The organism is Streptomyces sp. NBC_00287 (assembly GCF_036173105.1).
Taxonomy (GTDB): domain Bacteria; phylum Actinomycetota; class Actinomycetes; order Streptomycetales; family Streptomycetaceae; genus Streptomyces.
The window spans coordinates 3,147,029-3,171,291 of the sequence record NZ_CP108053.1; the positions used below are offsets into that span (position 1 = coordinate 3,147,029).

At 70.5% G+C, this 24,263-nt stretch carries 23 protein-coding genes; 11 read left to right on the plus strand and 12 right to left on the minus strand.

Annotation, left to right across the window (positions count from 1 at the left end):
- The first annotated feature begins 64 nt into the window (after positions 1-64).
- Positions 65-952, plus strand: a complete 888-nt coding sequence (locus OHT76_RS14325; RefSeq protein WP_328871202.1) for an NAD(P)-dependent oxidoreductase — start codon at positions 65-67, stop codon at positions 950-952.
- Here OHT76_RS14325 and OHT76_RS14330 read toward each other — a convergent pair.
- Positions 949-1,731 (minus strand): sulfite exporter TauE/SafE family protein, encoded by a 783-nt coding sequence (locus OHT76_RS14330; protein WP_328871203.1) that lies wholly within the window; start codon positions 1,729-1,731, stop codon positions 949-951. The genes OHT76_RS14325 and OHT76_RS14330 overlap by 4 nt on opposite strands.
- A 210-nt stretch (positions 1,732-1,941) precedes the next feature.
- On the opposite strand from OHT76_RS14330, the gene OHT76_RS14335 reads away from it, so the two are divergent.
- The 6 genes from OHT76_RS14335 (at position 1,942) to OHT76_RS14360 (ending at position 8,258) form a co-directional block, all read left to right on the plus strand.
- The gene (locus OHT76_RS14335; protein ID WP_328871204.1) at positions 1,942-3,156 is read left to right on the plus strand and encodes an NAD(P)/FAD-dependent oxidoreductase; all 1,215 of its coding nucleotides are present in this window, start codon (positions 1,942-1,944) and stop codon (positions 3,154-3,156) included.
- Positions 3,156-5,750, plus strand: coding sequence for a nitrite reductase large subunit NirB (nirB, locus tag OHT76_RS14340; protein WP_328871205.1), 2,595 nt, complete (start codon positions 3,156-3,158; stop codon positions 5,748-5,750). The genes OHT76_RS14335 and nirB overlap by 1 nt, the downstream gene beginning before the upstream one ends.
- Positions 5,747-6,097 carry a nitrite reductase small subunit NirD gene (nirD, locus tag OHT76_RS14345; RefSeq protein ID WP_328871206.1) on the plus strand — a complete coding sequence of 117 codons (351 nt, stop codon included), beginning with the start codon at positions 5,747-5,749 and terminating at the stop codon, positions 6,095-6,097. Before nirB ends, nirD begins: the two co-directional genes overlap by 4 nt.
- A 47-nt stretch (positions 6,098-6,144) precedes the next feature.
- Positions 6,145-6,729, plus strand: coding sequence for a TetR/AcrR family transcriptional regulator (locus OHT76_RS14350; RefSeq protein WP_328871207.1), 585 nt, complete (start codon positions 6,145-6,147; stop codon positions 6,727-6,729).
- A 67-nt stretch (positions 6,730-6,796) separates the two neighbouring features.
- Positions 6,797-7,564 (plus strand): SDR family NAD(P)-dependent oxidoreductase, encoded by a 768-nt coding sequence (locus OHT76_RS14355; protein ID WP_328871208.1) that lies wholly within the window; start codon positions 6,797-6,799, stop codon positions 7,562-7,564.
- Between the two features lie 46 nt (positions 7,565-7,610).
- On the plus strand, positions 7,611-8,258 hold the full coding sequence (locus OHT76_RS14360; RefSeq protein WP_328871209.1) for a LysE family translocator: 648 nt from the start codon (positions 7,611-7,613) through the stop codon (positions 8,256-8,258).
- Between the two features lie 3 nt (positions 8,259-8,261).
- Here the strand turns inward: OHT76_RS14360 and OHT76_RS14365 are convergent, their stop codons facing one another.
- The 3 genes from OHT76_RS14365 to OHT76_RS14375 are packed head-to-tail and all read right to left on the minus strand — an operon-like array spanning position 8,262 to position 11,496.
- The gene (locus OHT76_RS14365) at positions 8,262-9,188 is read right to left on the minus strand and encodes an oxidoreductase (RefSeq protein WP_328871210.1); all 927 of its coding nucleotides are present in this window, start codon (positions 9,186-9,188) and stop codon (positions 8,262-8,264) included.
- A 38-nt stretch (positions 9,189-9,226) separates the two neighbouring features.
- On the minus strand, positions 9,227-10,897 hold the full coding sequence (locus OHT76_RS14370; protein ID WP_328871211.1) for a SulP family inorganic anion transporter: 1,671 nt from the start codon (positions 10,895-10,897) through the stop codon (positions 9,227-9,229).
- Positions 10,894-11,496, minus strand: coding sequence for a carbonic anhydrase (locus tag OHT76_RS14375; RefSeq protein ID WP_328871212.1), 603 nt, complete (start codon positions 11,494-11,496; stop codon positions 10,894-10,896). The genes OHT76_RS14370 and OHT76_RS14375 overlap by 4 nt, the downstream gene beginning before the upstream one ends.
- 189 nt (positions 11,497-11,685) lie before the next feature.
- On the opposite strand from OHT76_RS14375, the gene OHT76_RS14380 reads away from it, so the two are divergent.
- From OHT76_RS14380 to OHT76_RS14395, 4 genes are all read left to right on the plus strand, one after another.
- Complete coding sequence (locus OHT76_RS14380) at positions 11,686-12,375, plus strand: response regulator transcription factor (protein WP_328871213.1); 690 nt, start codon at positions 11,686-11,688, stop codon at positions 12,373-12,375.
- The gene (locus OHT76_RS14385) at positions 12,372-13,844 is read left to right on the plus strand and encodes a sensor histidine kinase (RefSeq protein ID WP_328871214.1); all 1,473 of its coding nucleotides are present in this window, start codon (positions 12,372-12,374) and stop codon (positions 13,842-13,844) included. Before OHT76_RS14380 ends, OHT76_RS14385 begins: the two co-directional genes overlap by 4 nt.
- Before the next feature lie 185 nt (positions 13,845-14,029).
- Positions 14,030-15,190, plus strand: a complete 1,161-nt coding sequence (locus OHT76_RS14390) for an alkaline phosphatase PhoX (protein ID WP_328871215.1) — start codon at positions 14,030-14,032, stop codon at positions 15,188-15,190.
- Positions 15,191-15,325: 135 nt separating this feature from the next.
- Entirely contained in the window at positions 15,326-15,724 is a 399-nt protein-coding gene (locus OHT76_RS14395; protein ID WP_328871216.1) for an excalibur calcium-binding domain-containing protein, read from the plus strand.
- A 90-nt stretch (positions 15,725-15,814) separates the two neighbouring features.
- Here OHT76_RS14395 and OHT76_RS14400 read toward each other — a convergent pair whose 3' ends face one another.
- From OHT76_RS14400 to OHT76_RS14435, 8 genes are all read right to left on the minus strand, one after another.
- Entirely contained in the window at positions 15,815-17,059 is a 1,245-nt protein-coding gene (locus OHT76_RS14400) for a site-specific integrase (protein WP_328871217.1), read from the minus strand.
- Positions 17,060-17,137: 78 nt separating this feature from the next.
- On the minus strand, positions 17,138-17,326 hold the full coding sequence (locus OHT76_RS14405) for a helix-turn-helix domain-containing protein (protein ID WP_250074969.1): 189 nt from the start codon (positions 17,324-17,326) through the stop codon (positions 17,138-17,140).
- Positions 17,327-17,783: 457 nt separating this feature from the next.
- Entirely contained in the window at positions 17,784-19,259 is a 1,476-nt protein-coding gene (locus tag OHT76_RS14410; RefSeq protein ID WP_328876530.1) for an ATP-binding protein, read from the minus strand.
- Between the two features lie 2 nt (positions 19,260-19,261).
- Positions 19,262-20,098 carry a bifunctional DNA primase/polymerase gene (locus OHT76_RS14415; RefSeq protein ID WP_328871218.1) on the minus strand — a complete coding sequence of 279 codons (837 nt, stop codon included), beginning with the start codon at positions 20,096-20,098 and terminating at the stop codon, positions 19,262-19,264.
- The gene (locus tag OHT76_RS14420) at positions 20,095-20,958 is read right to left on the minus strand and encodes a deazapurine DNA modification protein DpdA family protein (protein WP_328871219.1); all 864 of its coding nucleotides are present in this window, start codon (positions 20,956-20,958) and stop codon (positions 20,095-20,097) included. Before OHT76_RS14420 ends, OHT76_RS14415 begins: the two co-directional genes overlap by 4 nt.
- An 83-nt stretch (positions 20,959-21,041) precedes the next feature.
- Positions 21,042-21,209: a hypothetical protein gene (locus OHT76_RS14425; protein WP_328871220.1), complete on the minus strand. Its 168-nt coding sequence runs from the start codon at positions 21,207-21,209 to the stop codon at positions 21,042-21,044.
- Between the two features lie 391 nt (positions 21,210-21,600).
- A complete protein-coding gene (locus tag OHT76_RS14430) occupies positions 21,601-21,915 on the minus strand; it encodes a hypothetical protein (RefSeq protein WP_328871221.1) in 315 nt (104 codons plus the stop codon).
- Between the two features lie 203 nt (positions 21,916-22,118).
- On the minus strand, positions 22,119-24,248 hold the full coding sequence (locus OHT76_RS14435; protein WP_328871222.1) for an FtsK/SpoIIIE domain-containing protein: 2,130 nt from the start codon (positions 24,246-24,248) through the stop codon (positions 22,119-22,121).
- Positions 24,249-24,263: the final 15 nt, after the last annotated feature.

Genomic DNA, 24,263 nt, shown 5'->3' on the forward strand with positions numbered 1-24,263 from the left:
GGTAAGCGCCCACTCCAAAGTACGTACTTGAGCAGCCCGTTCACTCTCTACGAGGCTAACCGCCATGACTGACAACGCCTTTTCCCCGACCCCACTCACCCTGCTCGGCACCGGCGCCATGGGCACCGCCCTGGCCCGCGCCTGGCTCGCCGCCGGACACCCGGTGACCGTCTGGAACCGCACCCCCGCCCGCGCCGAACCCCTCGCGGCCGAAGGAGCGACGGTCGCAGCGAGCGCCGCGGCAGCCGTGGCCGCCAACCGCCTGGTCATCGCCTGCCTCCTGGACGACGACTCCCTCGGCGAGGCCCTCGAAGGCGCCGACCTCACCGGCCGCGACCTCGTGAACCTCACCACCGGCACCCCGGCCCAGGGCCGCGCCCGCGCCACCTGGGCCGAGGAGCGCGGCGCGCGTTTCCTGGACGGCGGGATCATGGCCGTACCGCCGATGATCGGCAGCGCCGACAGCGGGGCGTACGTCTTCTACAGCGGTTCCTCCGAGTTGTTCGAGGAGCACCGGGAGACCCTCGCCGTCCCGGCCGGAACCACTTACGTCGGTACGAACCCGGGCTTCGCCGCCCTGCACGACGTGGCGCTGCTCAGCGCGATGACCGGCATGTTCGCCGGGGTCTTCCACGCCTTCGCGCTGGTGCGGCGGGAGGACATCGCGCCGAAGGAGTTCGCGGCGCTGCTCCAGGACTGGCTCACCGCGATGGCACACGCCGTCCACACCACCGCCGACCAACTGGAGAGCGAGGACTACTCGAAGGACGTCGTTTCCAGCCTCGAAATGCAGGCGGCGGGCAACGCCACCTTGCTGCGCACCGCCGAGGAGCAGGGCGTGAGCGCGGAACTGCTGATGCCGTACATGAAGCTGATGGACCGGGCCGTCACCCAGGCACGCGGTGAGGAGGGCACCACCGGGATGATCGACCTCCTACTGAAGGACCGCTAGGCCAGCCACTGCTCGTACGCCATGTTCGCCACCAGCGCGAACACCACCGTCAGCAGCACGACCCGGACGAAGCCGCTGCCCTTCTTCAGGGCGGTGTGGGCGCCGAGGGTGCCGCCCGCCAGGTTGAAGACGGCCATCAGGGCGGCGAGCTGCCACAGGACCGTGCCCTGCCAGGCGAAGGTGGCGAGGGCGCCCGCGTTGGTACAGCAGTTGACGATCTTCGCGGTGGCGGAGGCGGCGACCAGGTCGAGATGGAGGACCGCCGTCAGGGTCAGCACCAGGAAGGTTCCCGTGCCGGGGCCGATCAGTCCGTCGTAGAAGCCGATGCCGATGCCTGCCAGGCCGATCGCGGTGAGGATCTGGCGGCGGGTGGCCGGGCCGGGCGCCGGGGCGGTGCCGAAGGCGGGGCGCAGGATCACGAAGGCGGCGACCGCGAGCAGCACCACCATGATCACCGGCTTGAGGACCTCGGTGCTCATCCCGGCGGCGAGGAACGCCCCGCCCGATGATCCGGCGAGTGCCGCCAGACCGATGCGGACGGCGGTGCGGACGTCGACCGGGGCTTTGCGGGCATACGTCACCGCCGCGCCCGAGGTGCCGACGATCGCGACCGCCTTGTTGGTGCCCAGGGCGTAGGCGGCGGGCGTGTTCGACGGGAGGCCCAGGAGCAGGGCCGGGAGCAGCAGGAGCCCTCCGCCGCCGACCACGGCGTCGATCCAGCCGGCCGCAAAGGCCGCAAGGCAGAGGACGACGATCACGGTCAGCGATATGTCGGGCATGATCGCGACCCTAGGGACGGGATACATGCCACGTCCATGTACCTGAGGGGTTTCTGAGGTTCCACCCCGGCCGCGCCCTGTTCTCACAGCCCACACCCGCCCGCAGCGAGGAACCCTCACACCTGCCCCCCGGCACCGCTGAGGGCAGAGTTCCCCGCGTGAAACAGACGTGATGCTGCCGGGTAACACCCGCACCGCACGCTCAATGGCATGACCTCGAATACGCGTGTGGTGGTGATCGGCGCCGGCCTCGCGGGCGTACGGCTCGCCCGGCGGCTCGGTGAGCTCGGCACGCCCGCGCTGCTGATCGGCGAGGAGGAGCACCGGCCCTACAACCGGGTCCTGCTCGCCGAGGTGCTGGCCGGGCGGTACGCCCCCGAGGTGATCGCGCTGCCCACCCCGGACGGGCTGCTCAGAACCCGGGTCACCGGCATCGACCGGGACGGGCGCACCGTCGAGTGCGCGGACGGTTCGAAGATCGCATACGACACGCTGGTCCTGGCCACCGGATCCAACCCGGTGCTGCCGCCGCTGCGCGGTCTGTTCACTCCGGACCATGTGCTGCCCGAGGGCGTGCACGCGTTCCGCACCATGGACGACTGCCTGGGCCTGTCCAAGGCGGTACGGCCGGGGGTGCGCGCGGTCGTCATCGGCGGCGGGCTGCTCGGTGTCTCCGCGGCCCGCGCGCTCGCCGTGCGCGGCGCCCAGGTGGTGCTCGCCCAGCAGTCCGAGCGGCTCATGGAACGCCAGCTCGACCCGGGCGCCTCCAAGCTGGTGCTGCGGCATCTGAAGGACCTCGGCGTCGAGGTGCACACCGAGTGCCGGGTGCGCGATGTGCGCTGCGTCGGCGGCGCCGTCCGCTCGGTGGAGATGGCCGACGGATACGCCCTCGACGCCGACCTGGTGGTACTGGCCTGCGGGGTCAGCCCGCGCGCCGGTCTCGCCAAGGAGGCCGGGCTCGCCGTCCACAAGGGCATCCTCGTCGACGACGAACTGCGCACCTCCGACCCGCACATCCGGGCCATCGGCGACTGCGCCCAGCACAACGGCACGCTCTACGGCCTCGCCACCCCGGCGCTCGAACAGGCCGAGGCGCTCGCGGAGTCGATCGCCGGTGACGCCGGGGTCCGGTACACCGGGACCCGTTCGCTGACCCGGCTGACGCTCAACGGCAACACCGCCTTCGACCTCGCCGCGTTCGGCGAGACCGAGGCGCTCCCGGGCGACGACGTCGTCCAGCTCACCGACGCCACCCGAGGCACCTACCGCAAGGTCGTCGTCCGCGACGACCGCGTGGTCGGCGGGGTGCTCGTCGGTGAACTCGGCACCGTAGGCGCGCTCGCCCGCGCCTGGGAGGGAGCAGAGCCGCTCCCCGCGGACGGCGCTCCCCTGCTCCACCTGCTCACCAACGATGGAGGCTCCTGATGACCGCCACCCCGGGGGCCACCCCCACGATCGTGCTCGTCGGCCACGGCATGGTCGGCCAGCGCTTCCTGGAAGCACTCGCCGAGCGCGGCCTGACCGCCACGCACCGCGTGGTCGTGCTGTGCGAGGAGCCGCGTCCCGCGTACGACCGCGTCGCGCTCACCTCGTACTTCTCGGGCAAGACGCCCGAGGAACTGTCCATGACGGACATGGAGTTCATCGAGAAGCACTCGATCGAGCTGTACATCGGCGACCCGGCGGTCACCGTCGACCGCGAGGCGAAGAAGGTCACCGCCAAGTCGGGCCAGGTCTTCGAGTACGACACCCTCGTCCTGGCCACCGGCTCCTTCCCGTTCGTGCCGCCGGTGCCGAACAAGGACGCCAAGGGCTGCTTCGTCTACCGCACGATCGAGGACCTGCTCGCGATCGAGGAGTACGCCAAGACGCGTACGACCGGTGCCGTGGTCGGCGGCGGTCTGCTCGGACTCGAGGCGGCCGGTGCGCTCAAGGGCCTCGGACTGACCTCCCACATCGTGGAGTTCGCGCCGCGGCTGATGCCGGTGCAGGTCGACGAGGGCGGTGGCGCGGCCCTGCTGCGCACTATCGAGGACATGGGCCTGTCGGTGCACACCGGCGTGGGAACGCAGGAGATCGTGGTCGACGCCGAGGGCGCCGTCACCGGTATGAAGCTCTCCGACGGCTCCGAACTCGCCACCGACCTGGTCGTGTTCAGCGCCGGTGTCCGCCCCCGCGACCAGCTCGCCCGCGACTGCGGCCTCACGGTCGGCGAGCGCGGCGGCATCTCGGTGGACGAGCAGTGCCGGACCGTCGCCGACCCGCATGTCTTCGCGATCGGCGAGTGCGCGCTAGCGGCCGACGGCCGGGTGTACGGCCTGGTGGCGCCGGGTTACGAGCAGGCCGAGACGGCCGCCGCGACCATCGCCGCCGACGAGGCGTCCTTCACCGGCGCCGACCTGTCCACCAAGCTGAAGCTGCTCGGCGTCGACGTCGCCTCCTTCGGTGACGCGCACGGCACCGCCGAGGACTGCCTGGACGTCGTCTACTCCGACTCCCGCGCGGGCCTGTACAAGAAGCTGGTCATCGGCCGCGACGGCACCCTGCTCGGCGGCATCCTGGTCGGCGACGCGGACGCCTACGGCACGCTGCGCGCCTTCACCGGCTCGGTCCCGCCGGTCTCGCCCGAGTCGCTGGTGCTGCCGGCCGGCGCGGGTGCCCCCGCCCAGCTCGGCCCGTCCGCGCTGCCGGACGAGGCGATCATCTGCTCCTGCCACAACGTCTCCAAGGGCACCATCCGCGGCGCGGTCACCGACCACCAGTGCACGACCGTGCCCGAGGTGAAGAAGTGCACCAAGGCCGGTACCGGCTGCGGCAGTTGCGTCAAGGTCCTCGGCCAGCTGGTCACCGCCGAGCTGGAGGCGTCCGGCGTCGAGGTCGACAAGGGCCTGTGCGGCTGCTTCGCCCAGACCCGCGAGGAGCTTTACGAGATCGTCCTCGCCCTGCGCATCAACACCTACCAGGACCTGCTCGACCGCTACGGCCGCGACGGCGCCCGGGGCGGTGACGGCTGCGAGGTCTGCAAGCCGGCCGTCGCCTCGATCATCGCCTCCCTCGCCCCGACGATCGGCGTGAGCGGCTATGTCCTGGAGGGCGAGCAGGCGGCGCTGCAGGACAGCAACGACCACTTCCTCGCCAACCTCCAGAAGAACGGCTCGTACTCGGTCGTCCCGCGTATCCCCGGCGGTGAGATCACCCCGGAGAAGCTGATCGTGATCGGCGAGATCGCCCGCGACTTCGGCCTCTACACAAAGATCACCGGCGGCCAGCGGATCGACATGTTCGGCGCCCGGGTGGAACAACTCCCGGTGATCTGGGCCCGGTTGGTGGACGCCGGCTTCGAGTCGGGCCACGCGTACGGAAAAGCGCTCCGCACGGTGAAGTCCTGCGTCGGCCAGACCTGGTGCCGCTACGGCGTCCAGGACTCCGTCCGGATGGCGATCGACCTGGAGCTGCGCTACCGGGGCCTCAGGTCCCCCCACAAGCTCAAGTCGGCGGTGTCGGGCTGCCAGCGCGAGTGCGCCGAGGCCCAGTCCAAGGACTTCGGCGTGATCGCCACCGCCAACGGCTGGAACCTGTACGTCGGCGGCAACGGCGGCGCGACCCCGCGCCACGCCGACCTGCTCGCCCAGGACCTGACCGACGCCGAACTGATCCGCCTGATCGACCGGTTCCTGATGTTCTACATCCGTACGGCGGACCGCCTGGAGCGCACGTCGACATGGCTGGAGCGGATCCCCGGCGGCCTGGACCACGTACGGGATGTGGTGGTGGAGGACTCGCTGGGCATCTGCGAGGAGCTGGAATCGCTGATGGCGGCCCATGTCGACCACTACCGCGACGAGTGGGCCGAGACCATCAACGACCCCGAGAAGCTGGCCCGGTTCGTGTCCTTCGTGAACGCGCCCGACACCCCCGACCCGGTCGTCGGCTTCGTCCCCGAGCGCGACCAGATCAAGCCCGACCTGCCGCTGCTGTCCATCGGCCGCCGCCCCCTGGAAGGAAGCGCCCAGCGATGACCCTGGCACCCGAGACGACCGACCTCAAGGTCCAACTGCAGCTCGCCGAAGAGTGGTTCACGGTCTGCGACCTGAACCAGCTGCTCCCGGGCCGTGGAGTGGCGGCCCTGCTGCCGGACGGCAGCCAGGTGGCCCTCTTCCGCGACCGCTCCGGCACGCTGTACGCCATTGACAACCGTGACCCCTTCAGCGGCGCCGGTGTCCTCTCCCGCGGTCTGATCGGCAGCCACCAGGGCCGTCCGTTCGTGGCCTCCCCGCTGCTGAAGCAGCGCTTCGACCTCGCCTCCGGGCAGTGCCTGGACGACGAGTCGGTACGGGTGACGACGTACACGATCCGCGCGGCCTGACCACCGCACCTTGACTGATCGTTCCAGAAATACCTAGGCTGCAACTCGTGGCCAGGACCAAGGAGTTCGATCCCGACGCCGCGCTGCACTCAGCCCTCGAGCTGTTCTGGCAGCGCGGCTACGAGGCGACGTCGATGTCCGACCTGACGGAGCACCTCGGGATCGGACGGGCGAGCCTGTACGCGACCTTCGGCAGCAAGCACGAGCTGTACCTGAAGGCGCTGGAGCGCTACGAGGAGGCCCGCCTCCCGGACATCCTGCGCGAACTGTCCCAGCCGGGGCCCGCCCTGCCCGCCGTACGCACGCTGGTCCGGCGCTTCGCGGCCGACGCGGCCGATTCGGAACTGCGGCGCTACGGCTGTTTCGTCACCAACACCGCCGCGGAACTGGCCCCGCACGACCCCACGGCCACCCGGCAGGTCGAGCGCAACTGGGACCGTCTCGAGACGGTGCTGCACGCCGCGCTGGCCCGCGCCCGGGCCCAGGGCGAGCTGCCCGAGGGGCGCGATCCGCTCACCCTCGCCCGGATGCTGCTGGTGCTGATGCAGGGCTTCCGGGTGGTCGGGAAGGCCTCCTCGGACCCGGCCAGGGTGCGGGACGCGGCGGAACAGGCACTGGCACTGCTCGACTGAAGTCCACACGGGCGGCCTTTCCGTGCGCCCTCATATTGAACCGATCGGTCAAGAAACAGGGGAGATCATGACCAGCAACCGCTTCACCGACCGCACCGTCCTCGTCACCGGCGCCGGCTCCGGCATCGGACGGGCCGTCGCGCTCGCCTTCGCCGCCGAGGGGGCGCGGCTGGTGGTCGCCGGACGCGGCAGGGGGCCGCTCGACGAGACGGTGGCCCTGATCGAGCACGCCGGCGGCAAGGCCCTGGCGGTCACCGCCGATGTCTCCGACGCCGCCGATGTACGGGCCCTCGTCGAGGCCGCCGTCGACCACTTCGGCTCGCTCGATGTGGCGGTCAACAACGCCGGTGTCTTCCGCGGCGGCGCCCCGCTGGCCGAGCTGTCGGAGGAGGACTGGCACACCCAGCTCGGTATCAATGTCACCGGTGTGTTCCTCGCTCTCCAGGCCGAGATCCGGCAGATGCGCACCCAGCCTTCCGGCGGGGCGATCGTCAACATCGCCTCCATCTTCGGCGTGCACGCCCGCCACCCCGGCGCCGCCGCGTACGCGGCCACGAAGGCCGCAGTCTCCGTGCTCACCCGGGGAGCCGCCCTCGACCACATCGGCGACGGCGTCCGGATCAACGCCGTCAGCCCGGGCGCCGTCGACACCACGATGTCCCTGGGCCCCGGCGAGACGGAGGCGGAACGCGCGGAGCGTATGCGGGACGCCGTTCCGCTGGGCCGGGTCTCCGCGACCGAGGAGATCGCCGCCGCCGTCCTCTATCTGGCCTCCGACGCGGCGGCCTCGGTCGTCGGCACCGACCTGGTGGTCGACAGCGGCGCCTCCGCCTGAGAAAACGGCTGGCCGAGCGGGGGCGAGCGCTGCTTCCATGGCGGGCATGGTGTCCACCGACCGTCTCCTCGCCTTCGCGGCCATGTCGTTCCTGCTGATCGTGGTCCCCGGACCCAGCGTGCTCTTCGTCGTCGGACGCGCCCTCGCCCAGGGCCGCCGGGCCGCCCTGATGACGGTGGTGGGAAACACCGTCGGCGCCTATGTGCTGGTCCTGGCGGTGGCGTTCGGGGTCGGCTCGATCGTGGAGCGCTCGGTGCTGGTCTTCACGGCGCTCAAGCTGGCCGGCGCCGCCTACCTCGTCTATTTGGGCATCAAGGCCTGGCGGGAGCGCGGGGCGCTGCGGGCCGCGTTCGCCGAGGACGCGGCGGCGGCAGCCGAGCAGGGCGGTCTGCGCACCTTCTGGGAGGGGTTCGCGGTCGGTGTGACCAACCCCAAGACGATCGTGTTCTTCGCCGCGGTGCTGCCCCAGTTCGTCGACCATGGCGCGGGGCATGTGACGGCTCAGATGCTGCTGCTCGGCCTGGTCTTCAACGCCATCGCGCTCACCTCGGACAGCGTCTGGGGACTGGCCGCGGCAACCGCCCGGGGCTGGTTCGCCCGCTCCCCGCGCCGACTGTCGGCGGTGGGCGGAGTCGGCGGGATGACCATGATCGGGCTCGGTGTCACGGTCGCGGTGACGGGCCGCAAGGACTGAACCTCACGCCTTGAGCGCGTCGTACGACACCCCCGTCAGCCGCTCCGAGGCCTCCCAAAGACGTTGCCCCATCGCGTCGTTGACGGTCCAGGACGCCCGCCACGACGGTGCCGGTGAGCCGCGCCAGCCCGCGAAGGACGGGCCGGTGAAGGAGTCGGGGGTGACGTCGGGGGCGGTGGCCGCGTACAGCGTGGGCAGGGCGCCGGAATCGGCGGGCTGGGCGAAGACGCGGTTGCCGATCCGCACCAAACGCTCGGCGGCCCGGCGTCCCGCCATGCGCGGGCCCTCGGTCTGGAGGTTGGTGGCCGCGTACCCCGGGTGGGCCGCGGCCGCCACCACGTCCGAGCCGTGCACCGCCAGCCTGCGCGCCAGCTCATGCGTGAACAACAGGTTGGCGGTCTTGGAGCGGCCGTAGGCGACCCAACGCCGATAGCGGCGCTCGCTGTTGAGGTCGCCGAGATCGATGTTGGCCACGGCATGCATAAAGCTGGAGACGGTCACCACCCGCGCCCCCGGCGTCCGCAGCAGCACCGGCGACAGCAGCCCCGTGAGCGCGAAGTGCCCCAGATGATTGACCCCGAACTGCCGCTCGAACCCGTCCGCCGTGGTGCCGTACGGCAGCGCCATCACCCCGGCGTTGTTGACGAGGAGATCGAGCCGCTCGAACGGCACAGACGACGCGAACTCTCGTACGGAGCCCAGGTCCCCGAGGTCCAGCCGCCCGAACTCCACATCCGCGCCCGGCACTTCGGTCACCATCCGGTCCCCGGCCTCGGTGCCGCGCCGCTCGCTGCGGCAGGCGAGTACGACCTTGGCGCCCTTGCGGGCCAGTTCGCGTGCGGTGACATACCCGATGCCGCTGTTGACGCCGGTGACCACGGCGACGCGTCCGGTCAGATCGGGAATGTCCGTCGAGTTCCATCCGGCCATGGCCGAGCTCCCTTCGCCGTCGGCTGTGACACAGGCTCTCAGCCTACGAGCGGCGGATGCTCCGCGTAGTCGTCCGGAAGGGGCCGCGTGTCCAGGTAGAACCATTCGACGCCGGGGCCAGGGGCGGGCCAGGTATGCGGCTCGGCCTCCGAGGGGGCGGGGTCCGCCGTCCTCGCCGGACCGGGCATCAGCAGCTCCACCCGCAGCCCGCGCCCGCGCTGCTGGGCGGTGAACTCCTCGACCTGGCTGCGGCAGGCATGGTCCAGATGGGTCACGCCGGTCAGGTCGAGGCGGATGCGCGGCTTGCCGGACGCGGCGGCCGATTCCAGTGCCTCGATGACCTTCGGCAGCCGCAGGAACGTCGCGTTGCCCGCCATCACGACCTTGGCGGTGTCCTCCTCGACGTGCTGCCGGATCACGGTCTGCGACATGCGCAGCGCGGCCAGCACGATCCCGGCGGCGAGACCGACGAGCACCCCTTCGAGCAGCGCGGTCGCCACGATGACCAGCGTGGTCACGGTCATCACGACGAACTCGCCCCGGTCCTGCCGCCACATCTTCGGGAACTCCTCGGGCGCGAACAGTTTCCAGCCGCTGTGCACGAGGACCCCGGCGAGCACCGAGATCGGGATCAGGGCGAGGACCTGGGGCAGCAGCAGCGCGAAGCCGAGCAGCCACAGGCCGTGCAGGGTCCGGGAGAGCCGGGTCCTGGCGCCGGCCTGGACGTTCGCCGAACTGCGGGCGACGACGGCCGTGATGGGCAGGGCCCCGAGGAGGCCGGCGAGGGTGTTGCCGGTGCCCTGGGCGATGAGCTCGGTGTTGTAACGGGTACGGGGGCCGCTGTGCATCCGGTCCACGGCGGCGGCGGTGAACAGACTCTCCGCCGAGGCGATGACCGTGAAGGTGAGCACGGAACTGATGATCGCCACGTCGGCGAGGCCCGCGAACTCCTCGGCGCCTGGCACCTGCACGGAGGCGAGCAGATTCCCGACCTGGAGGGTCTTCACCTCGACACCGGGCAGCGCGGCGACCGCGATGCCGATGCCGACGGCGACCAGCGCGGCCGGGATCTTCTTCAGCGGCCCCGGCACCTTCTTCCATACGAAGCTGAGCACGATGGTGACCACACCGAGCAGTGCGGCGATCACCGCCTGCCGGTCCGTCAGGATGTCGGCGAGCAGCCCGGGGATCCCGGCCATGTTCTCGATCGGGGACCCGGGAGCCTTGGCGTCGGCCATCGGATAGGCCTGGCTGAACATCAGCGGCAGTCCGATGCCGGCCAGCATGCCCTGGACCACGGCGAGGGAGATCGCCTGGAACATCCGACCGAGCCGTACCAGGCCGAGGACGATCTGAAGGACTCCGGAGAGCAGGACGATCACGCCGAGCATGGCCAGGCCGTGCTCCGCGACGGTCTCCGCGACCAGCGCGGCGAGGCCCGCGGCTGGCCCGCTGACCTGGAGCGTGCTGCCCCGGATCGCGCCCACCACCAGGCCGCCGATGACACCGGAGATGATCCCGAGCTCGGCCGGGACGCCGGACGCGACCGCGACACCGATGCACAGCGGCAGCGCGACCAGGAAGACGACGAGAGAGGCGGTGATCTCGGTGCCGAGGCCGGACTTCGGCCCGGCACGCTCGGTGCCGAGGCCGGACACCGGCCCCGCGCTCTTGGCGCGCGGCTTGTTCCGCGCATGCGCCCCGCTCATCCGGCATGCACCCGGAAGCGGCCGTCTTCGTCCAGCTCGTGCACCCGGCCGGTGTGGACCTCGTAGTACCAGCCGTGCAGCCGCAGCCCGCCCTCCAGCCGCTGCCGCACGACCGGGTGACTGCGCAGCGCGGCCAGCTGGTTGACGACATTGCGCTGTGCCACATCGGGCATCGAGGGGTCGTCGGAGGCGGTGGCCAGCACCGACTCCAGCTCCGGGCGGGCCGACCTGAGCCAGGCGTCCACTCCGGGCAGCGCGCTGAGGTCGTCGCCGGACTTCAGCGCGCCCATCGCTCCGCAGTGTGAGTGACCGCACACGACGAGGTCCTGAACCCCGAGCACCTCCAGTGCGTACTCGATGGTGGCGGCCTCACCACCCGTCCCGTGCTGCCCGTACGACGGCACGATATTGCCTGCGTTCCGCAGCTCGAATATCTCTCCGGGCCGTGCGCCCGTGATGAGGGCGGGTATCACCCGAGAGTCCGAGCATGTAATGAACAACACCTCGGGATATTGCCCCTCGGCGAGTTTCCGGTATTCACCGCTCTCAAAATCCACCCGCCGTTCGAACGAGCGGGCACGGTCCAGCAGCGCCTTCAACTATGCCTCCTCAGCTGGGAGTTCGACCAGTTCACCGCAGCGTAGAGGAGCGCACACCAGAGGAAGGTTAAGCGAACACCAGACCCCGGACAGCAATTGGACATTCTTTGTCACCATGCCCAGAAAGCGCTTGTTCCTTGTAGCGTGCCAACTCCAGGGCAGAGAATGTGAATTCGAGAGACAGGGTCAATGGGCATACAAGTACTGCTCATCGAGGACGACGAGACGATCGCCGAACCGCTCACCGAGGGGCTCGCCCACTTCGGGTTGACGGTGGATCACGTGACCACCGGAGCGGAGGGGCTGAGAAGGCCGTACGGCGATGTCGTCCTGCTCGACCTGGGGCTGCCGGACATGGACGGCATCGACGTCTGCCGGGGCATCCGGCAGGTCTCCGACGTTCCCATCGTGATCCTCAGCGCGCGCGGGGAAGAGGCCGATCGTGTGCTGGGCCTCGAACTCGGTGCCGACGACTATCTGGCGAAGCCGTTCAGCGTACGGGAGTTGGTGGCGCGGGTGCGTGCGGTGACACGGAGGACCCAGCGCACTCAGGAGGCCGCGCCCGAACCCGTCTACGAACCCGGCCCCCTCGCCGTCGACCGCCGTACCCGCCAGGTCTGGGTCGGTGAGGTCCAGGTCCCCCTCACCCCGAAGGAGTTCGAGCTGCTCGCGCTGCTCACCGAGGACCCGGGCGCGGTCTACTCCCGGCAGCAGATCCTCGACCGTGTGTGGGACCCGCACTACGAAGGTCCGACCAAGACCTTGGACGTCCATGTCGCCGCCCTGCGGCGGAAGTTGGGCCATCCGGCGTGGATCCAGACCCTGCGCGGAGTCGGCTTCCGGCTGGCCGTGCACACCGGGCCGAGCGAGCCGACATGACCCGTCGGCTGCTCATCGGCTACCTCACCCTCGCCGCCCTCGTGCTGCTCTGCCTGGAGATCCCGCTGGGCTTCGTCTACTCGCGCGGCGAGCGGGAGCGGGTGGCGGACGCGGCGCGGGACGAGGCCGAATCGGTCTCCGCGTACGCCGCGCTGTCCCTGGCCGCCGACCGGGCCGGGCAGAGCCTGCCCGAGCGGGTGGCGCACTGCGCCGAGCGCATCGGCGGGAAGGTGGTCGTCGTCGACGGCTCGGGCGAACTGCTCACCGCCTCATACCCGTTGTCCGGCCGGGCGGCCCGCGCGCTGCCCACCCGTCCCGGGATCACGGCGGCACTGCGCGGCACATCCGCGGTGGACGTGCGCACGTCGACCATCGGCGGGGTGGAGTACCTGTCCGTCGCCGCGCCCGTCAGTCAGGGTGCGCGGGGTGCCGTATGGCTCACGGTGCCGACGCGGACGGTGCACGAGCGGATCCATCGGGCGTGGCTGCTGCTCGGCGCGGGTGGGCTCGGGGTGCTCGCGGCGGTCGGCGTACTCGGGTATGCCATCGCCCGCTGGACCGGCCGTCCCATCCGTGAACTCGAGCGCGCCACATACGAGTTGGCTGACGGCGGCCTGGCAGCACCGGTGACGATCACGAAGGGTCCGCCCGAGGTCCGCCGGCTGGCCGCCGCGTTCAACCGCACCGCGGCCCGCCTCGCCCATCTCCTGGCCTCCCAGCACGCCTTCGCGGGCGAGGCCTCGCACCAGCTCAGGACACCGCTGGCCGCACTGCGCCTGCGCCTGGAGAACCTGGAACCGAACGTCTCCGCCCGCGGCCGCCCCAGCCTCACCGCCGCCGTGACCGAGACGGACCGCCTCTCCCGGATGGTCGAGGGACTGCTGGCGATGGCCCGTCTCGAGGAGGACGCGGTCACCCCGGGCCCGGTCGACGTGGGCGCGGTCTGCGCGGAACGGCACCGGACCTGGGAGCCGTTGTTCGAGCGGCAGGGCGTGGCGCTGGTGCTCTTCGCCGGCAGCGTGGGACCGGTGCTCGCGCTGCCGGGGGCCGTCGAGCAGATCCTGGACAACCTGCTGTCCAACGCCCTGCGGGCCTCCCCGCCCGACTCCACGGTGACCATGGAGCTACGGCTGCTGGTGCCCGCCCGCCGCGCCCTGCGTGACGCCCGCCCGTGCTGGGTCGACCTCCATGTCACCGACGAGGGCCCCGGTATGACGCCCGACCAGCGCGTGCGCGCCTTCGACCGCTTCTGGCGGGCGCCCGGCGCACCGAAGGGCGGTACCGGTCTCGGGCTCTCCCTGGTCCAGCGGCTCGCGCACGCGAGCGGCGGCGAGGCCCGGCTGCACCCCGCGGCCACGGGTGGGCTCGACGCGGTGGTCCGCCTGCCGTCCGCGGAGCCACCCCCCGGCGGCCACCCCCTCGCCAAGCCGGGCCCGCGCCGCCGCGAGGCCCCGGCGCTCCCGGCCTGACCACCGGCACATGGCATGGCCACGGACACAAGGAATGGCCACGGGCGGCACGCAGACCGTCACAGCCTGTCCATGGGCTGTCAACCCGCTGTCCCTGGGCACGGCAACCCGGCCGCTCTAGCGTCCCTCTCCGCACGACCCCGTCGCCGACCGGTGGCGGGGCAGACTCCACCCTTGGAGCGAGAGTGGAACGTCGTACTGTCCTGCGTGCGGCCGTCCTCGGCGGGTCCTCCGCCGTCTTCGGCGGAACCCTGTGGCGCGGCGCCGCCTACGCCGCGCCCGCCCAGCCCGGCACGGGCCCGTACGGAGCGCTCGGTTCACCGAACGCCAATGGCATCAGACTGCCCAGCGGCTTCACCAGCCGGATCATCGCCCGGTCCGGACAGACCGTCTCCGGAACCTCGTACACCTGGCACAACGCCCCCGACGGCGGCGCCTGTTACGCGGACGGCACGGGTTGGATCTATGTCTCCAACTCGGAGATCAACCCGTCGGGCGGCGCGAGCGCGGTGAAGTTCTCCTCGACGGGCGCGATCACGGGCGCGTACCGCATCCTGTCGAGCACCCGGCAGAATTGCGCGGGCGGCAAGACGCCGTGGAACACCTGGCTGTCCTGCGAGGAGGTCTCCCTCGGCTATGTCTACGAGACGGACCCGTGGGGCGTGAACGCGGCCGTGCGTCGGGCCGCGATGGGCCGTTTCAAGCACGAGGCGGCGGCCGCCGACCCGGTGCGCAAGGTCATCTACCTGACCGAGGACGAGTCGAACGGCCGCTTCTACCGCTTCGTCCCGACCACTTGGGGCAACCTCTCCTCCGGCACCCTCCAGGTGCTGGTCGCGGGTTCCGCCACCTCCGGCTCCTTCACCTGGGCCAACGTCCCCGACCCGGACGGCTCCCCGACCACCACCCGCACCCAGGTCTCCGGCTCGAAGTCCTTCAACGGCGGCGAGGGCTGCCACTACGCCAATGACACGGTGTGGTTCACCACGAAGGGCGACAACCGGGTCTGGCAGCTCAACCTGACCAACAACACCTACGAGTTGGCGTACGACGACTCCCTGGTGACCTCCGGTACGGCCCCCCTCACCGGCGTCGACAACATCACCGGCTCCTCCTCCGGCGACCTGTTCGTGGCCGAGGACGGCGGCAACATGGAGATCTGCGTCATCACCCCCGACGACGTCATAGCCCCCTTCCTCCGCATCGACGGCCAGTCGAGCTCGGAGATCACCGGCCCGGCCTTCTCCCCCGACGGCCGGCGCCTGTACTTCTCCAGCCAGCGCGGGACGAGCGGCAGCTCGTCGGGCGGCATCACCTACGAGGTGACGGGGCCGTTCCGGGCCTAGTCCCCGGGGGCCGGGCGGTAGCGGAGAGCTACCGTCCGGTCACGTCACGCTTGCATCACAGGTCCGTCGAACCGCCCCGCCACCATGCGCCCCTCAATACGGTCAACACCTCAAATCCGGACCAAGGGGGGTTCCATGAACCTGTTCCGCATGCCCGCCGCCTTAGCCGTAGCCGCGTTCGCGCTGGCCGTGACGCCCGGCACCGCCCAAGCCCACGAGGGCGACCACCCGTTCGCGAACTGCACCGAGGCGTACGACAACGGCTACTCCAACATCGCCGAGGGCGACGAGCACTACGGCAGCCACCTGGACCGCGACCAGGACGGCATCGGCTGCGACCAGCCCCCCGCGGACTTCGAACCTGCTGAGGACACGGCCGAAGACACGGCCGACAACACCACCGACGACACCGACCTCGCCGCGACGGGCGGCAACAGCGCCACCCCCTACCTCGCCGGCGGCGGCGCGGTCGTACTGCTCGCCGGGGGCGGTGTGTTGATGGCGGTACGGCGGCGGCGTACGACTCAGGAGTAGACAGCCCGAAGGGGCGGCACCCCCGCACGGGTGCCGCCCTTTGGGTCTCTACCTGCGCACTTCCCCTTCCCTGGGGCCGACAGGGCACTTTCAGGGCACGTCCGCCAGAGCCTCATCGATGAGAGCGGCCGTAGTGTCCTCGTCGTCCTCGTACAGATGCACGTACAGATCCAAGGTGATCGATGGCTTGGCGTGACCGAGGCGCCGCTGCACCTTCTTCACCGACGCACCGTGCTTGATGAGCACCGAGGCATAAAAGTGCCTCAGATCGTGTGTTGTCGTCCCCTCGGGAACGCGCAGCGGCGACTCACTGGCAGCCAACTGCTTGTCTGCCCGCTTCACCATGCGCGCCCACAGCTTCGCCCACGACCCTCGCCGGATCGGGTCGCCCGTCTCACTCACGAACAGCAGCCGGGCCTTCCTGGTCCTCGGCTTCCGCGGGTCCGTCCGGTCCTCGATCTCCACTTCGGCCGGCGGGTACGCCTTCAAGTGCTCCTCAATGGCCGCCACAGCAGACACCGACAGCGGCACTGTGCGGTAGCTCTTCTCGGTCTTCGGCTCCCCGATGTACGGCACGCCCTTGTCGGGGCCGATGAGCTGCTGCTCAACCTCGACCGTTCCGGCCAGCAGGTCAACGTGCTCAGCCTCCAGTCCGAACAACTCGGCCTGCCGCAGGCCCGTGGTCGCGGCCAGGCGCATCAACGCCCGGTAGCGGGACGAGGTTGCGGCCAGCAGGGCTCGCACTACTGCGGGGTCAAGCGGAACCACCTCGGGCTTGCGGATCTCGGGGAGGTCGATGCCGTGGCAAGGGTTCGCGCGGATAATGCCGTCGTAGTGGGCCGCGGCCATCACGCCGAACAGGGCATTCCACGGCGTGCGAAGGCTGGACGGGGCAAGAACGGCGGAGCGGTCCTTCACCCATGCCCTGATGTCCGATCGCTTGATGCTAGCGATCTGACGGGGACCGAGCAGCGGGTAAACGTGCAGCCGCAGCCCCCGCTCGACGTTGGACTCCGTCCGCTCGCGGTGCGTCGCCGTGGTGCGCCACTCCTCGGCGTAGTCCCGGAGCGTCTGGCGGCGCGTGACGCGGTCGACGTACTCACCCTTGTCCAGTTCATTGGTGATCTCGGCCGCCCGCGCGTCGGCTGCGGTGCGCTTGGCGAAGTTCTCCTTCTTCTGCTCGCCCGACGGGTCCCGGTACCGAACCTGCCAGCGCTTCCCCACGCCATGTTCAGCAGAGGGAAACACGGTCCTGGTCTTAGTGCTGTGCTCCTTGCACGGCTCAGCGTCGGCCGGCGGTCGGGACAGGTGCCAGCGGTCATACACGTCAGCCATCAGTTCCCCTCCCACCAGAGCAAGCCGAGACAGCATGGAAGTGGCGTGCCGCGTGGTGAGGTTGGCGGCCGTCTCTGGTCATGCTGCGCATCGGCCTCCGATCTCTTCGGCGTCGTACTTGTCGAGCGCTACGGCGTCGTACAGAACATGTCGCCCACGCCTGAAGAAGCACTGCGGACCGGTTCCGGCGTAGCGCCAGTAGCGGACAGTCGCGGGCGACGTGCGGTAGCGCTCAGCAACTTCCGCAGTCGTCAAGTACCTCTGCATTGCGTCCTTCCTGAAAATCAGAGGCGGCGGGCAGGGTGCCCGTGTGTGTCCGAAGCTGGGATTTCTGCGTCATTGCGTCACCTGCGTCAATCAGGCGTCTGACCTGCTGTTTTCGGTGACGCAGCGGGATGGGCCGTGCGTCACCGATGTCACGGGCTCTCGTCACGGGGTGACGCTGATGACGCGGGATGACGCAGGATTCGCCGTCTGCGTCACCGTCTATAGGCGCAGGTCAGCGGCCGTCCGTCGGGCCCGTGGTGACGCAGTGACGCAGACCTTCCCTACTTAGGACAAAGAAGGGGGCTGGTCTGTGTTCTTACGTGCCCCCTCAGGACTTGAAGAACGGGCCGCTTCGCGGCGCGACCCTTGCAGGGCGGCTGCGCCGCCGAACCAGCAAGAGGAGCACCCACCCGGGGCGACGCGTGCTCCTCTTGCTTGTCCGTCTGGCCGGGGGCGGCTAGAACGCGGCCTGCTGCTCGGGCGGCGGGGGCGGGGCGGGGAGGCTGAGTTCGATGTAGCGGGCGGCGCTGGTGCGTCCCCAGTCGACCAGGACGCCCCGCGCCGCGAGGGTGGGTTGGATGCGTCGCAGCCGGTCGGAGAGCACCTTGCCTGTGGTGGGCCAGCCTTTGGGCAGGGGGCGGCATTCCTCGCCGCTGTAGAGGGCGGTCAGGGCGTGCAGCCACTCCGCCGACGTCATCCGCTCTTCCTCGCCTGGGGTGAGGCCGGCGGCGTGCTTGAGGACCGTCTGCGCCAGCAGGTCACCTTCGATGACGTCGTCGTTCAGGTCGTCCAGGCTGGCCCGGTACGCCTCCAGCGTCCCGAAGCCGGTGGCGGCGTCGAGCTGGGCGCACAGGTGCGCGAAGTCGGCCATCCGCAGATCGGTCGGCGTCTCGGCCTGCACCGCACGCACCTTCACGGTCAGGTCGAGCAGGGAGCCGAGAACGAGGGGCAGGATCTCGGCGTACTCCGCCCACAGCTCGGCCTCGGTGCGCCGCACCCGGGGGCGTTCCAGGCGCAGGGTGAGGAGGCGTTCGGCGAGGTCGGGGCGGATGACGCCGACGTCGATGCCGGTCAGCAGCATCGGGCGGCGGTAGCGGGAGCGGACGACGTCGCCGTCGGTGAACAGCGCGCGCTTGATGCTCTCGGCCCCGGTGATGATGCAGCACATCAGGTCGGACAGGTCCGGGGGCAGGTGGGAGAGGTTGTCCAGGGCGGTGACCCATCCGGCCGCCACCGCCGTGATCATGTTCTCCTCGTCCTTGGGCGCCCGCCGCAGGTCACCGCTCATCCCCTCCACGATCCGGATCAACATCCGCCCGCCGGTCGACTTACCTGCTCCCTGCGGGCCGGTCAGGAACGGCGCCGGGACGGGTACGGACGGCTCCAGGCAGCCGATCAGCCACGCGATGGCCAGGGCCTCGGTCTTGGCGTCGGCGAAGTTGCACAGCCGCATCAGGTGATCGATGCCCTTGCCGTCGGTGTCCTTGGCGGGCAGGGGGAGCTCCCCGGTGAGCTGGGTGCGCCGCCAGCACACCTCCTCGGGGTCGGGGACGCGGATGTCCCAGCCGGTGGGGTGGATGCGGACGGACTGGCCGTCGTCGCGGCCGAGGTCGAGCCAGGTAGCGCCGTCGAATCCGGGGGCGACGCGGATGTGGGTGGGCTGTACCTGCTCGGTCAGGGCGAGTGCCTCGATCAAATCCAACGCCTCCTTGAGAGCGGTTCCGTTGAAGATGCCGACCCCGTCGCGAAAGAGACCGACCATAAGTTCCTGGCGGTGGCTCCCGCTCGTGCCCTGGGAGCGGATCGGGCGGGCCACGGGGTGGCCGGTGCGCTGCGCGTACACGGTCCCGTCCACGGTGCGGAAGTACCGGAAGTGGGACTGGGCGTAGTCGGTGATGACCTTGCGGGCGGGGTCCTTCTCGTCGTCGGACACGGTCACAGTCCCAACGTGGTCAGGGCGTTGCCCCACGCGTCCACGCAATGCCGCGGGGACTCGCCTTTAGCCTGCGCAGCGGTGAACAGCCGCGCGATGTGGGCATCGGTGAGGCAGCCGCACCGGCCGTGCCTGGACAGCACCGCGAGAAAGGTGCGGTAGACGGTGGCGTGCACCGCGCTGCGGGCCTCAGTGATGGCCTGCTCGGCCATGGCGATGCCACGGTCCAGATAGGCCGGGGTGCGGTGCGGGCACTGCCCGCCGCCAGATGATGCGGACGCGGTGACGGCCTGCGTCACCGGCCGGACGACCGGGGGTTTCTCCGCGGCTAGCTCGCGCACGATGTCCGGGAGCGCCGTGATGGCACCAGTTCCGGTGCCGAGCCACCGGACGTAGGCCATGGTGGATTTGATGTCCACACCAGGACGGACCGCGTTCACGGACCGCATGGTGCCCTGGTAAATCCAGTGCTGACCTCGCGTGGTCGTCACGGTGCGCGTGCCGGGCAGCGCGTGGTGGGCCCACTCCATGGCCGCCTCGTCGTCAAGGTCGACCACGGTCAGGCCGGCACCGCCGGGGTGGTAGGCCACGGCCACCGCATGACGCCAGGCGCGCAACCACCGGCGCGAGGTGAGGACGTCCAGGTCGGTGGTAGCGGCGGCCCATCCATGGCAGGGAGCGGGGCACCAGCACGGTCCGCCGCGCTTCATGTTCGGCCGGCCGCCGCACGCGTTCTGCGCACAAGCACGGCAGTTACCGAACGGGACCTTGCCATGGCGCAGAGGCAGGGGCGGAATCCCGCTCTCGGCCAACTCCAGGGCGATGTCCAGTGAGTTCATGCTGCCCTCCGGTCGATCAGCAGCGTCTGGCGGTGGGTGGGGATCGAGCTGATGACGCGCTCGCGCCACTTCAAGGCGTAGTCGATGCAGTTCGCGCAGTTCTTGTGCCTGTGTCCGGGCAGGGGCGGGCGGCGGCGGGCGTGGGAGCTCCACGCGGCGGAGTCCGCGGAGGCGAGCAGGTGCCCGACACGTTCCAGACCGAGGATCTTGAAGCCGAAGCCGTGCAGCTTGAAACCGTGTGCGGCCATCGCGGTGACGATCGCGGCGCCCTGGCGGGTGGACTGCAACCGGCACACTGAGCCGAGCCCAACAATCGGTTCGGCCCGCAGGTCTACGCCCGCCTTCTCGTACAGCTCCACGCAGTGCTCGTAGGCCGGCACGGTGTCGCCCTGGATGACCGGCGCGATGCGCAGGTCGGGGGCCAGGGAGCGCAGTTCGAGGAAGTTCTCAACGGTGCGGCGCTGGTGCTCGGCGACGCTGAGGTGGGTGCCGACGAAGTACTGTCCGCCGAACCAACCGCCCTCGATGATGGCCTTTTCGCACATCCAGTCCTGCGGGGCGGCCCAATCGTAGGGGCCGACGTGCTCCCAGATCCGGCGCAAGGAGTCGACGTAGTGGCGGGGCGGGCGCGTCCAGGTGCCTTTGTCCTTCAGCTCCATGAACCCGCCGGAGTCGACCGCGTAGGGGCCCTGGGCTACGTCCCACTTCACGGCACGGTCCCAGTGCTCGGACTTCAAGAACAGCGGCACGTCGGTCCAGCGGAGCCAGTGCCGTTTGTGGGTGGTCAGGTAGAACCGCATCCCGTTCGCGGCGGGAGCTCCCGCGGGTAAGGCTCGCGGGAGGGTGGTGGGTTGCGTCATGCTGGGGTATCTCCAGTTCCTTGGTGGGTCTGGTTGGCAAGGGCGGCCCGGTCTTTGGCGAGAGGGGGCCGCCCTTGGCGTTGCTAGAAGTCGGTGCCGGTGGAGTGGGCGACGTAGCCGGGGCAGTTGGTCTCGGGGCAGGCGCAGCCGCCGCATTCGTTGCAGATGTCGTCGGAGCACTGGTCGCAGTCGCGGTGACCGGGGCATCCGTAGTCGGCGCAGTCGTCGCAGTACAGCTCTTCCTCGGGCATGGCAGACCTCTCCTGAGTCAGCAGGGGCTGTAGGGGCGGTGGTTGGAGCCTGGCGTGCGAGTGGCCGTGTTGTCGTCGCTGTGGCCGGCCATCGTGCGAGCTCGGGCGGGGCGAGCTGTTGCGCTAGGTGTTGCGCTAGGTGTTGCGCTAGGTGTTGCGGGCGCGATTCGGCCAGGCGGGGTTTGCGCAGGTAGTGAGCCTGTTCTGGCGTGGTCGGGGGCCGGACATCCCCTCTGCGGCCCCTTTGCCCCCTGCGCTTGGTGGAGGGAGTGAGGGCGGTGGGCGTGGGCGCGGGGCAGCCTCGGGGATACGGGGCGACCGTGTGCCGGTTGCGCGGCGGCCGGCGGGCCGCGCGCATCGAGCCGCCGGACGGCTCGGGGGAAGGAGTGGGCTACTTGGCGCGGGAGCACTTGAGGGTGATCCCGCCGATGCCGATGGGTCCGGCCGCGGCGGCGATGACGGTTGCGGCGTGGGCGGTGGCGTCCAGCAGCGCGCACAGCGCGGCGACCAGTCCCCAGCAGCCGATGGCGGCGGCGCCGGCGACACCGACCGCGATCAGCAGGCGGCGCCACGGGATGCCGCTCGGGTCGGTGGTGTGGACGACGATCACGACCGGGGCCCCGGTGTCCTGGGCGCGGCGGTAGGCGTCGGCGGGGATGTGCGGGGCGAGGATTCCCGGCGGGCCGCCGGGCGTGTGGGAGTGCATGCGGAATCCCTTTCGGTGCTCGGCTGGGGAGGCGGGGGCACCCCTTGTGGGAGCGCTGTGGAGGGGTGTTTCAGGGGTCTGAGCTGGGCGCCTCCCCGCCTCCCTGAAACGATGTTTGTACTGATCAGCGCGGGGAGGCGGGTGTGGGGAGGGGTTTGGGGAGTTCTCCCCGCCTCCCCGCGCCGGACCGGTGTTGCTCCCCGCTACTGGGAGGCGGAAGCGGAACCGTCGGCGTCGCGGTTGGCGAGGGCGCGGGCGACGTCGTCGCGGCGCACGACCATGACGCCGTGGGACTTCTTCGGCTCCTCGCCGTGCTCCTCCAGCAGCCGCTTGAGCCGGCCGTTGTTCCACTCGCGGTAGACGGCCGTGTCCAGCGCGTGCAGCCGCTTGAGGACCTCATCGGTGCGCAGCCGCGGCGTGTCACCGATCACGGCCGCGACGTCGGCGAGGTGATCGCGCTCCTCGGCCTGGTCGACGACGCGCAGGGTGGTGACGCCGGCACGCAGCAGCTTGGCACGAGCGGCGATCTCAGCGGCCGGCTCGTCGCCGATGAAGTGGGTGCGGACCGTGATGGAGGACTGGCCCGCCGGCATCTTGATGCCGTCGGAGGCGACCACGAGGGTGCCCTTGTCCAGGCCCTGACGCAGCAGGTGCGGCGCGGCCCCGTCGTCAACGGCCTTGTCCCCGAGCGCCATCCGGGACTGCTGCTCGGTCCCGAGCACGAGGGAAGCGCGGGTGTGGGCTCCCTCGCGGACCAGCTTGGGAAGGTTCTGGTCGGTGGGGTCCTGCGTGCCCTGCCACATCAGCACGTCGACCGCACGGCCCTGGTTGTGAATCTTGCGCACTGCCATGAAGTAGCGGGAGACGGCCTTGGCGCCGCCGTAGGGGCGGCCGTCCTCGCCCTTGACCGGGCACATGAACGCGACCTGCGCCTCGTCCACGGTGACGATGAGCGGCGGGAACACGGCGCTCGGGTCGGTGTGGCGTGCCTCGATCCGCCGGTTCATCTCCTCGACCGCGGCCTCGACCATGTCGGTGGCCTGGATGACGTGGTCATCGGAGGGGCCCTCGATCAGCACGTCGGCGATCCCGTCGAACATGCTCCAGTCGCCCACGCCCTTGAGGTCGGCGATCCAGAACTGCACGGAGCGGTCCAGCGCAAGCCACAGCGCCAGCGAGCGCAGGGACGCTGTCTTGCCCTGGTTGGAGCGGCCGGTGATGAGCAGGTGGCGCTGATAGACACTCAGTTCCGCCGCGTCCCCGCGCAGGTCCTGACCCCAGGGGGCCTTGCCCTTGGCGTAGTCGGCGCTGATCGTGTCGTCGGTGACCAGCGGCGACGGGCCGATCGGCTCGTCCAGCGCGCCCGAGTCGGCGATCCACAGCCGGACTGTACGGGCGGCCTGCGGGATGTTGATGAACACCTCGTGTTCGTGCCGGGTGAGGTTCTCCGCGAGCTTGCGGCGCCGGTTCTGCACCTCGTTCGTCGCCACCCCCGAAGGGAGGGCGACGTCGACCTCGACGCCGCATCCGGCGATCCGGATCGGCCCGAGCATGGACGCGCCGGCATCACCCATGTCCTTGATGGCATTGCGCAGCGCCGGCACTCCGAGGTCGCGCAGGGCCTTGACCACGATGGACGGGGTGATCGGCTCACCCTCGCTGTTGCGGACGGTGGCGGGCATCGCCCACGCGGGGGCGGCCTGCTGCTTGCTGCCAACCGCCCACAGCCCGAGCAGGGCGAGCAGGGGGCCGATGGTGATGGCGTAGGGCCAGATGACTTGGACGATGGTGATAAGCAGGGCGATCAGCTTGATGACCGCCATCAACGGGGTGACGACGTCGGTGGCGTCCTCCGTCGCCACGGCGAGCGCGATCCCGAGGGCGAGCAGCCCGCCGACGCCGATGCCGACGCCGGCCGCGGCGCCCTTGGCCGCGTCGATGGGCGAGGTGAGCAGGTCCATGCGCCGCCGGTGGCGGGCGTCGCGGAACCGCTGCCCGCGCTCCTCCCACTCGGCCGCGAGTTCCAGGTTTCCCGCCGCTTCGGCGGCGCGCATGTAGCGCTCGTAGCGGGCGGAGGTCCGGCTGTCCCACACGCGGCGGCTGACGACCCGGGTGCCGCCGACGACGTAGAGCGTGTGGCGGGCAACTGCGCGGGCGGTGGTGGTGGTGCGGTCGTCGGTGACCAGCCGCTTCACGGCCCGGCCGGAGCGCACCCACAGCGGAATGACAGGCGCGGCCTGCGTGTCCGAGACGACGGTCAGGGTGGTGACCGTCGCGTCCGTGGCTGCCTGGTCCTTGGGAGTCTTGTGCAGGGGAACGACGTTCTCGGTCATGGGGAGCGTCTCCTG

Excerpts from the sequence above, each read along its gene's own strand:
- OHT76_RS14325 (WP_328871202.1), top strand. The coding sequence starts at position 65 with ATGACTGACAACGCCTTTTCCCCGACCCCACTCACCCTGCTCGGCACC.
- OHT76_RS14330 (WP_328871203.1), bottom strand. The coding sequence starts at position 1,731 with ATGCCCGACATATCGCTGACCGTGATCGTCGTCCTCTGCCTTGCGGCC.
- OHT76_RS14335 (WP_328871204.1), top strand. The coding sequence starts at position 1,942 with ATGACCTCGAATACGCGTGTGGTGGTGATCGGCGCCGGCCTCGCGGGC.
- nirB (WP_328871205.1), top strand. The coding sequence starts at position 3,156 with ATGACCGCCACCCCGGGGGCCACCCCCACGATCGTGCTCGTCGGCCAC.
- nirD (WP_328871206.1), top strand. The coding sequence starts at position 5,747 with ATGACCCTGGCACCCGAGACGACCGACCTCAAGGTCCAACTGCAGCTC.
- OHT76_RS14355 (WP_328871208.1), top strand. The coding sequence starts at position 6,797 with ATGACCAGCAACCGCTTCACCGACCGCACCGTCCTCGTCACCGGCGCC.
- OHT76_RS14360 (WP_328871209.1), top strand. The coding sequence starts at position 7,611 with ATGGTGTCCACCGACCGTCTCCTCGCCTTCGCGGCCATGTCGTTCCTG.
- OHT76_RS14365 (WP_328871210.1), bottom strand. The coding sequence starts at position 9,188 with ATGGCCGGATGGAACTCGACGGACATTCCCGATCTGACCGGACGCGTC.
- OHT76_RS14370 (WP_328871211.1), bottom strand. The coding sequence starts at position 10,897 with ATGAGCGGGGCGCATGCGCGGAACAAGCCGCGCGCCAAGAGCGCGGGG.
- OHT76_RS14380 (WP_328871213.1), top strand. The coding sequence starts at position 11,686 with ATGGGCATACAAGTACTGCTCATCGAGGACGACGAGACGATCGCCGAA.
- OHT76_RS14385 (WP_328871214.1), top strand. The coding sequence starts at position 12,372 with ATGACCCGTCGGCTGCTCATCGGCTACCTCACCCTCGCCGCCCTCGTG.
- OHT76_RS14395 (WP_328871216.1), top strand. The coding sequence starts at position 15,326 with ATGAACCTGTTCCGCATGCCCGCCGCCTTAGCCGTAGCCGCGTTCGCG.
- OHT76_RS14400 (WP_328871217.1), bottom strand. The coding sequence starts at position 17,059 with ATGGCTGACGTGTATGACCGCTGGCACCTGTCCCGACCGCCGGCCGAC.
- OHT76_RS14405 (WP_250074969.1), bottom strand. The coding sequence starts at position 17,326 with ATGCAGAGGTACTTGACGACTGCGGAAGTTGCTGAGCGCTACCGCACG.
- OHT76_RS14415 (WP_328871218.1), bottom strand. The coding sequence starts at position 20,098 with ATGAACTCACTGGACATCGCCCTGGAGTTGGCCGAGAGCGGGATTCCG.
- OHT76_RS14420 (WP_328871219.1), bottom strand. The coding sequence starts at position 20,958 with ATGACGCAACCCACCACCCTCCCGCGAGCCTTACCCGCGGGAGCTCCC.
- OHT76_RS14425 (WP_328871220.1), bottom strand. The coding sequence starts at position 21,209 with ATGCCCGAGGAAGAGCTGTACTGCGACGACTGCGCCGACTACGGATGC.
- OHT76_RS14430 (WP_328871221.1), bottom strand. The coding sequence starts at position 21,915 with ATGCACTCCCACACGCCCGGCGGCCCGCCGGGAATCCTCGCCCCGCAC.
- OHT76_RS14435 (WP_328871222.1), bottom strand. The coding sequence starts at position 24,248 with ATGACCGAGAACGTCGTTCCCCTGCACAAGACTCCCAAGGACCAGGCA.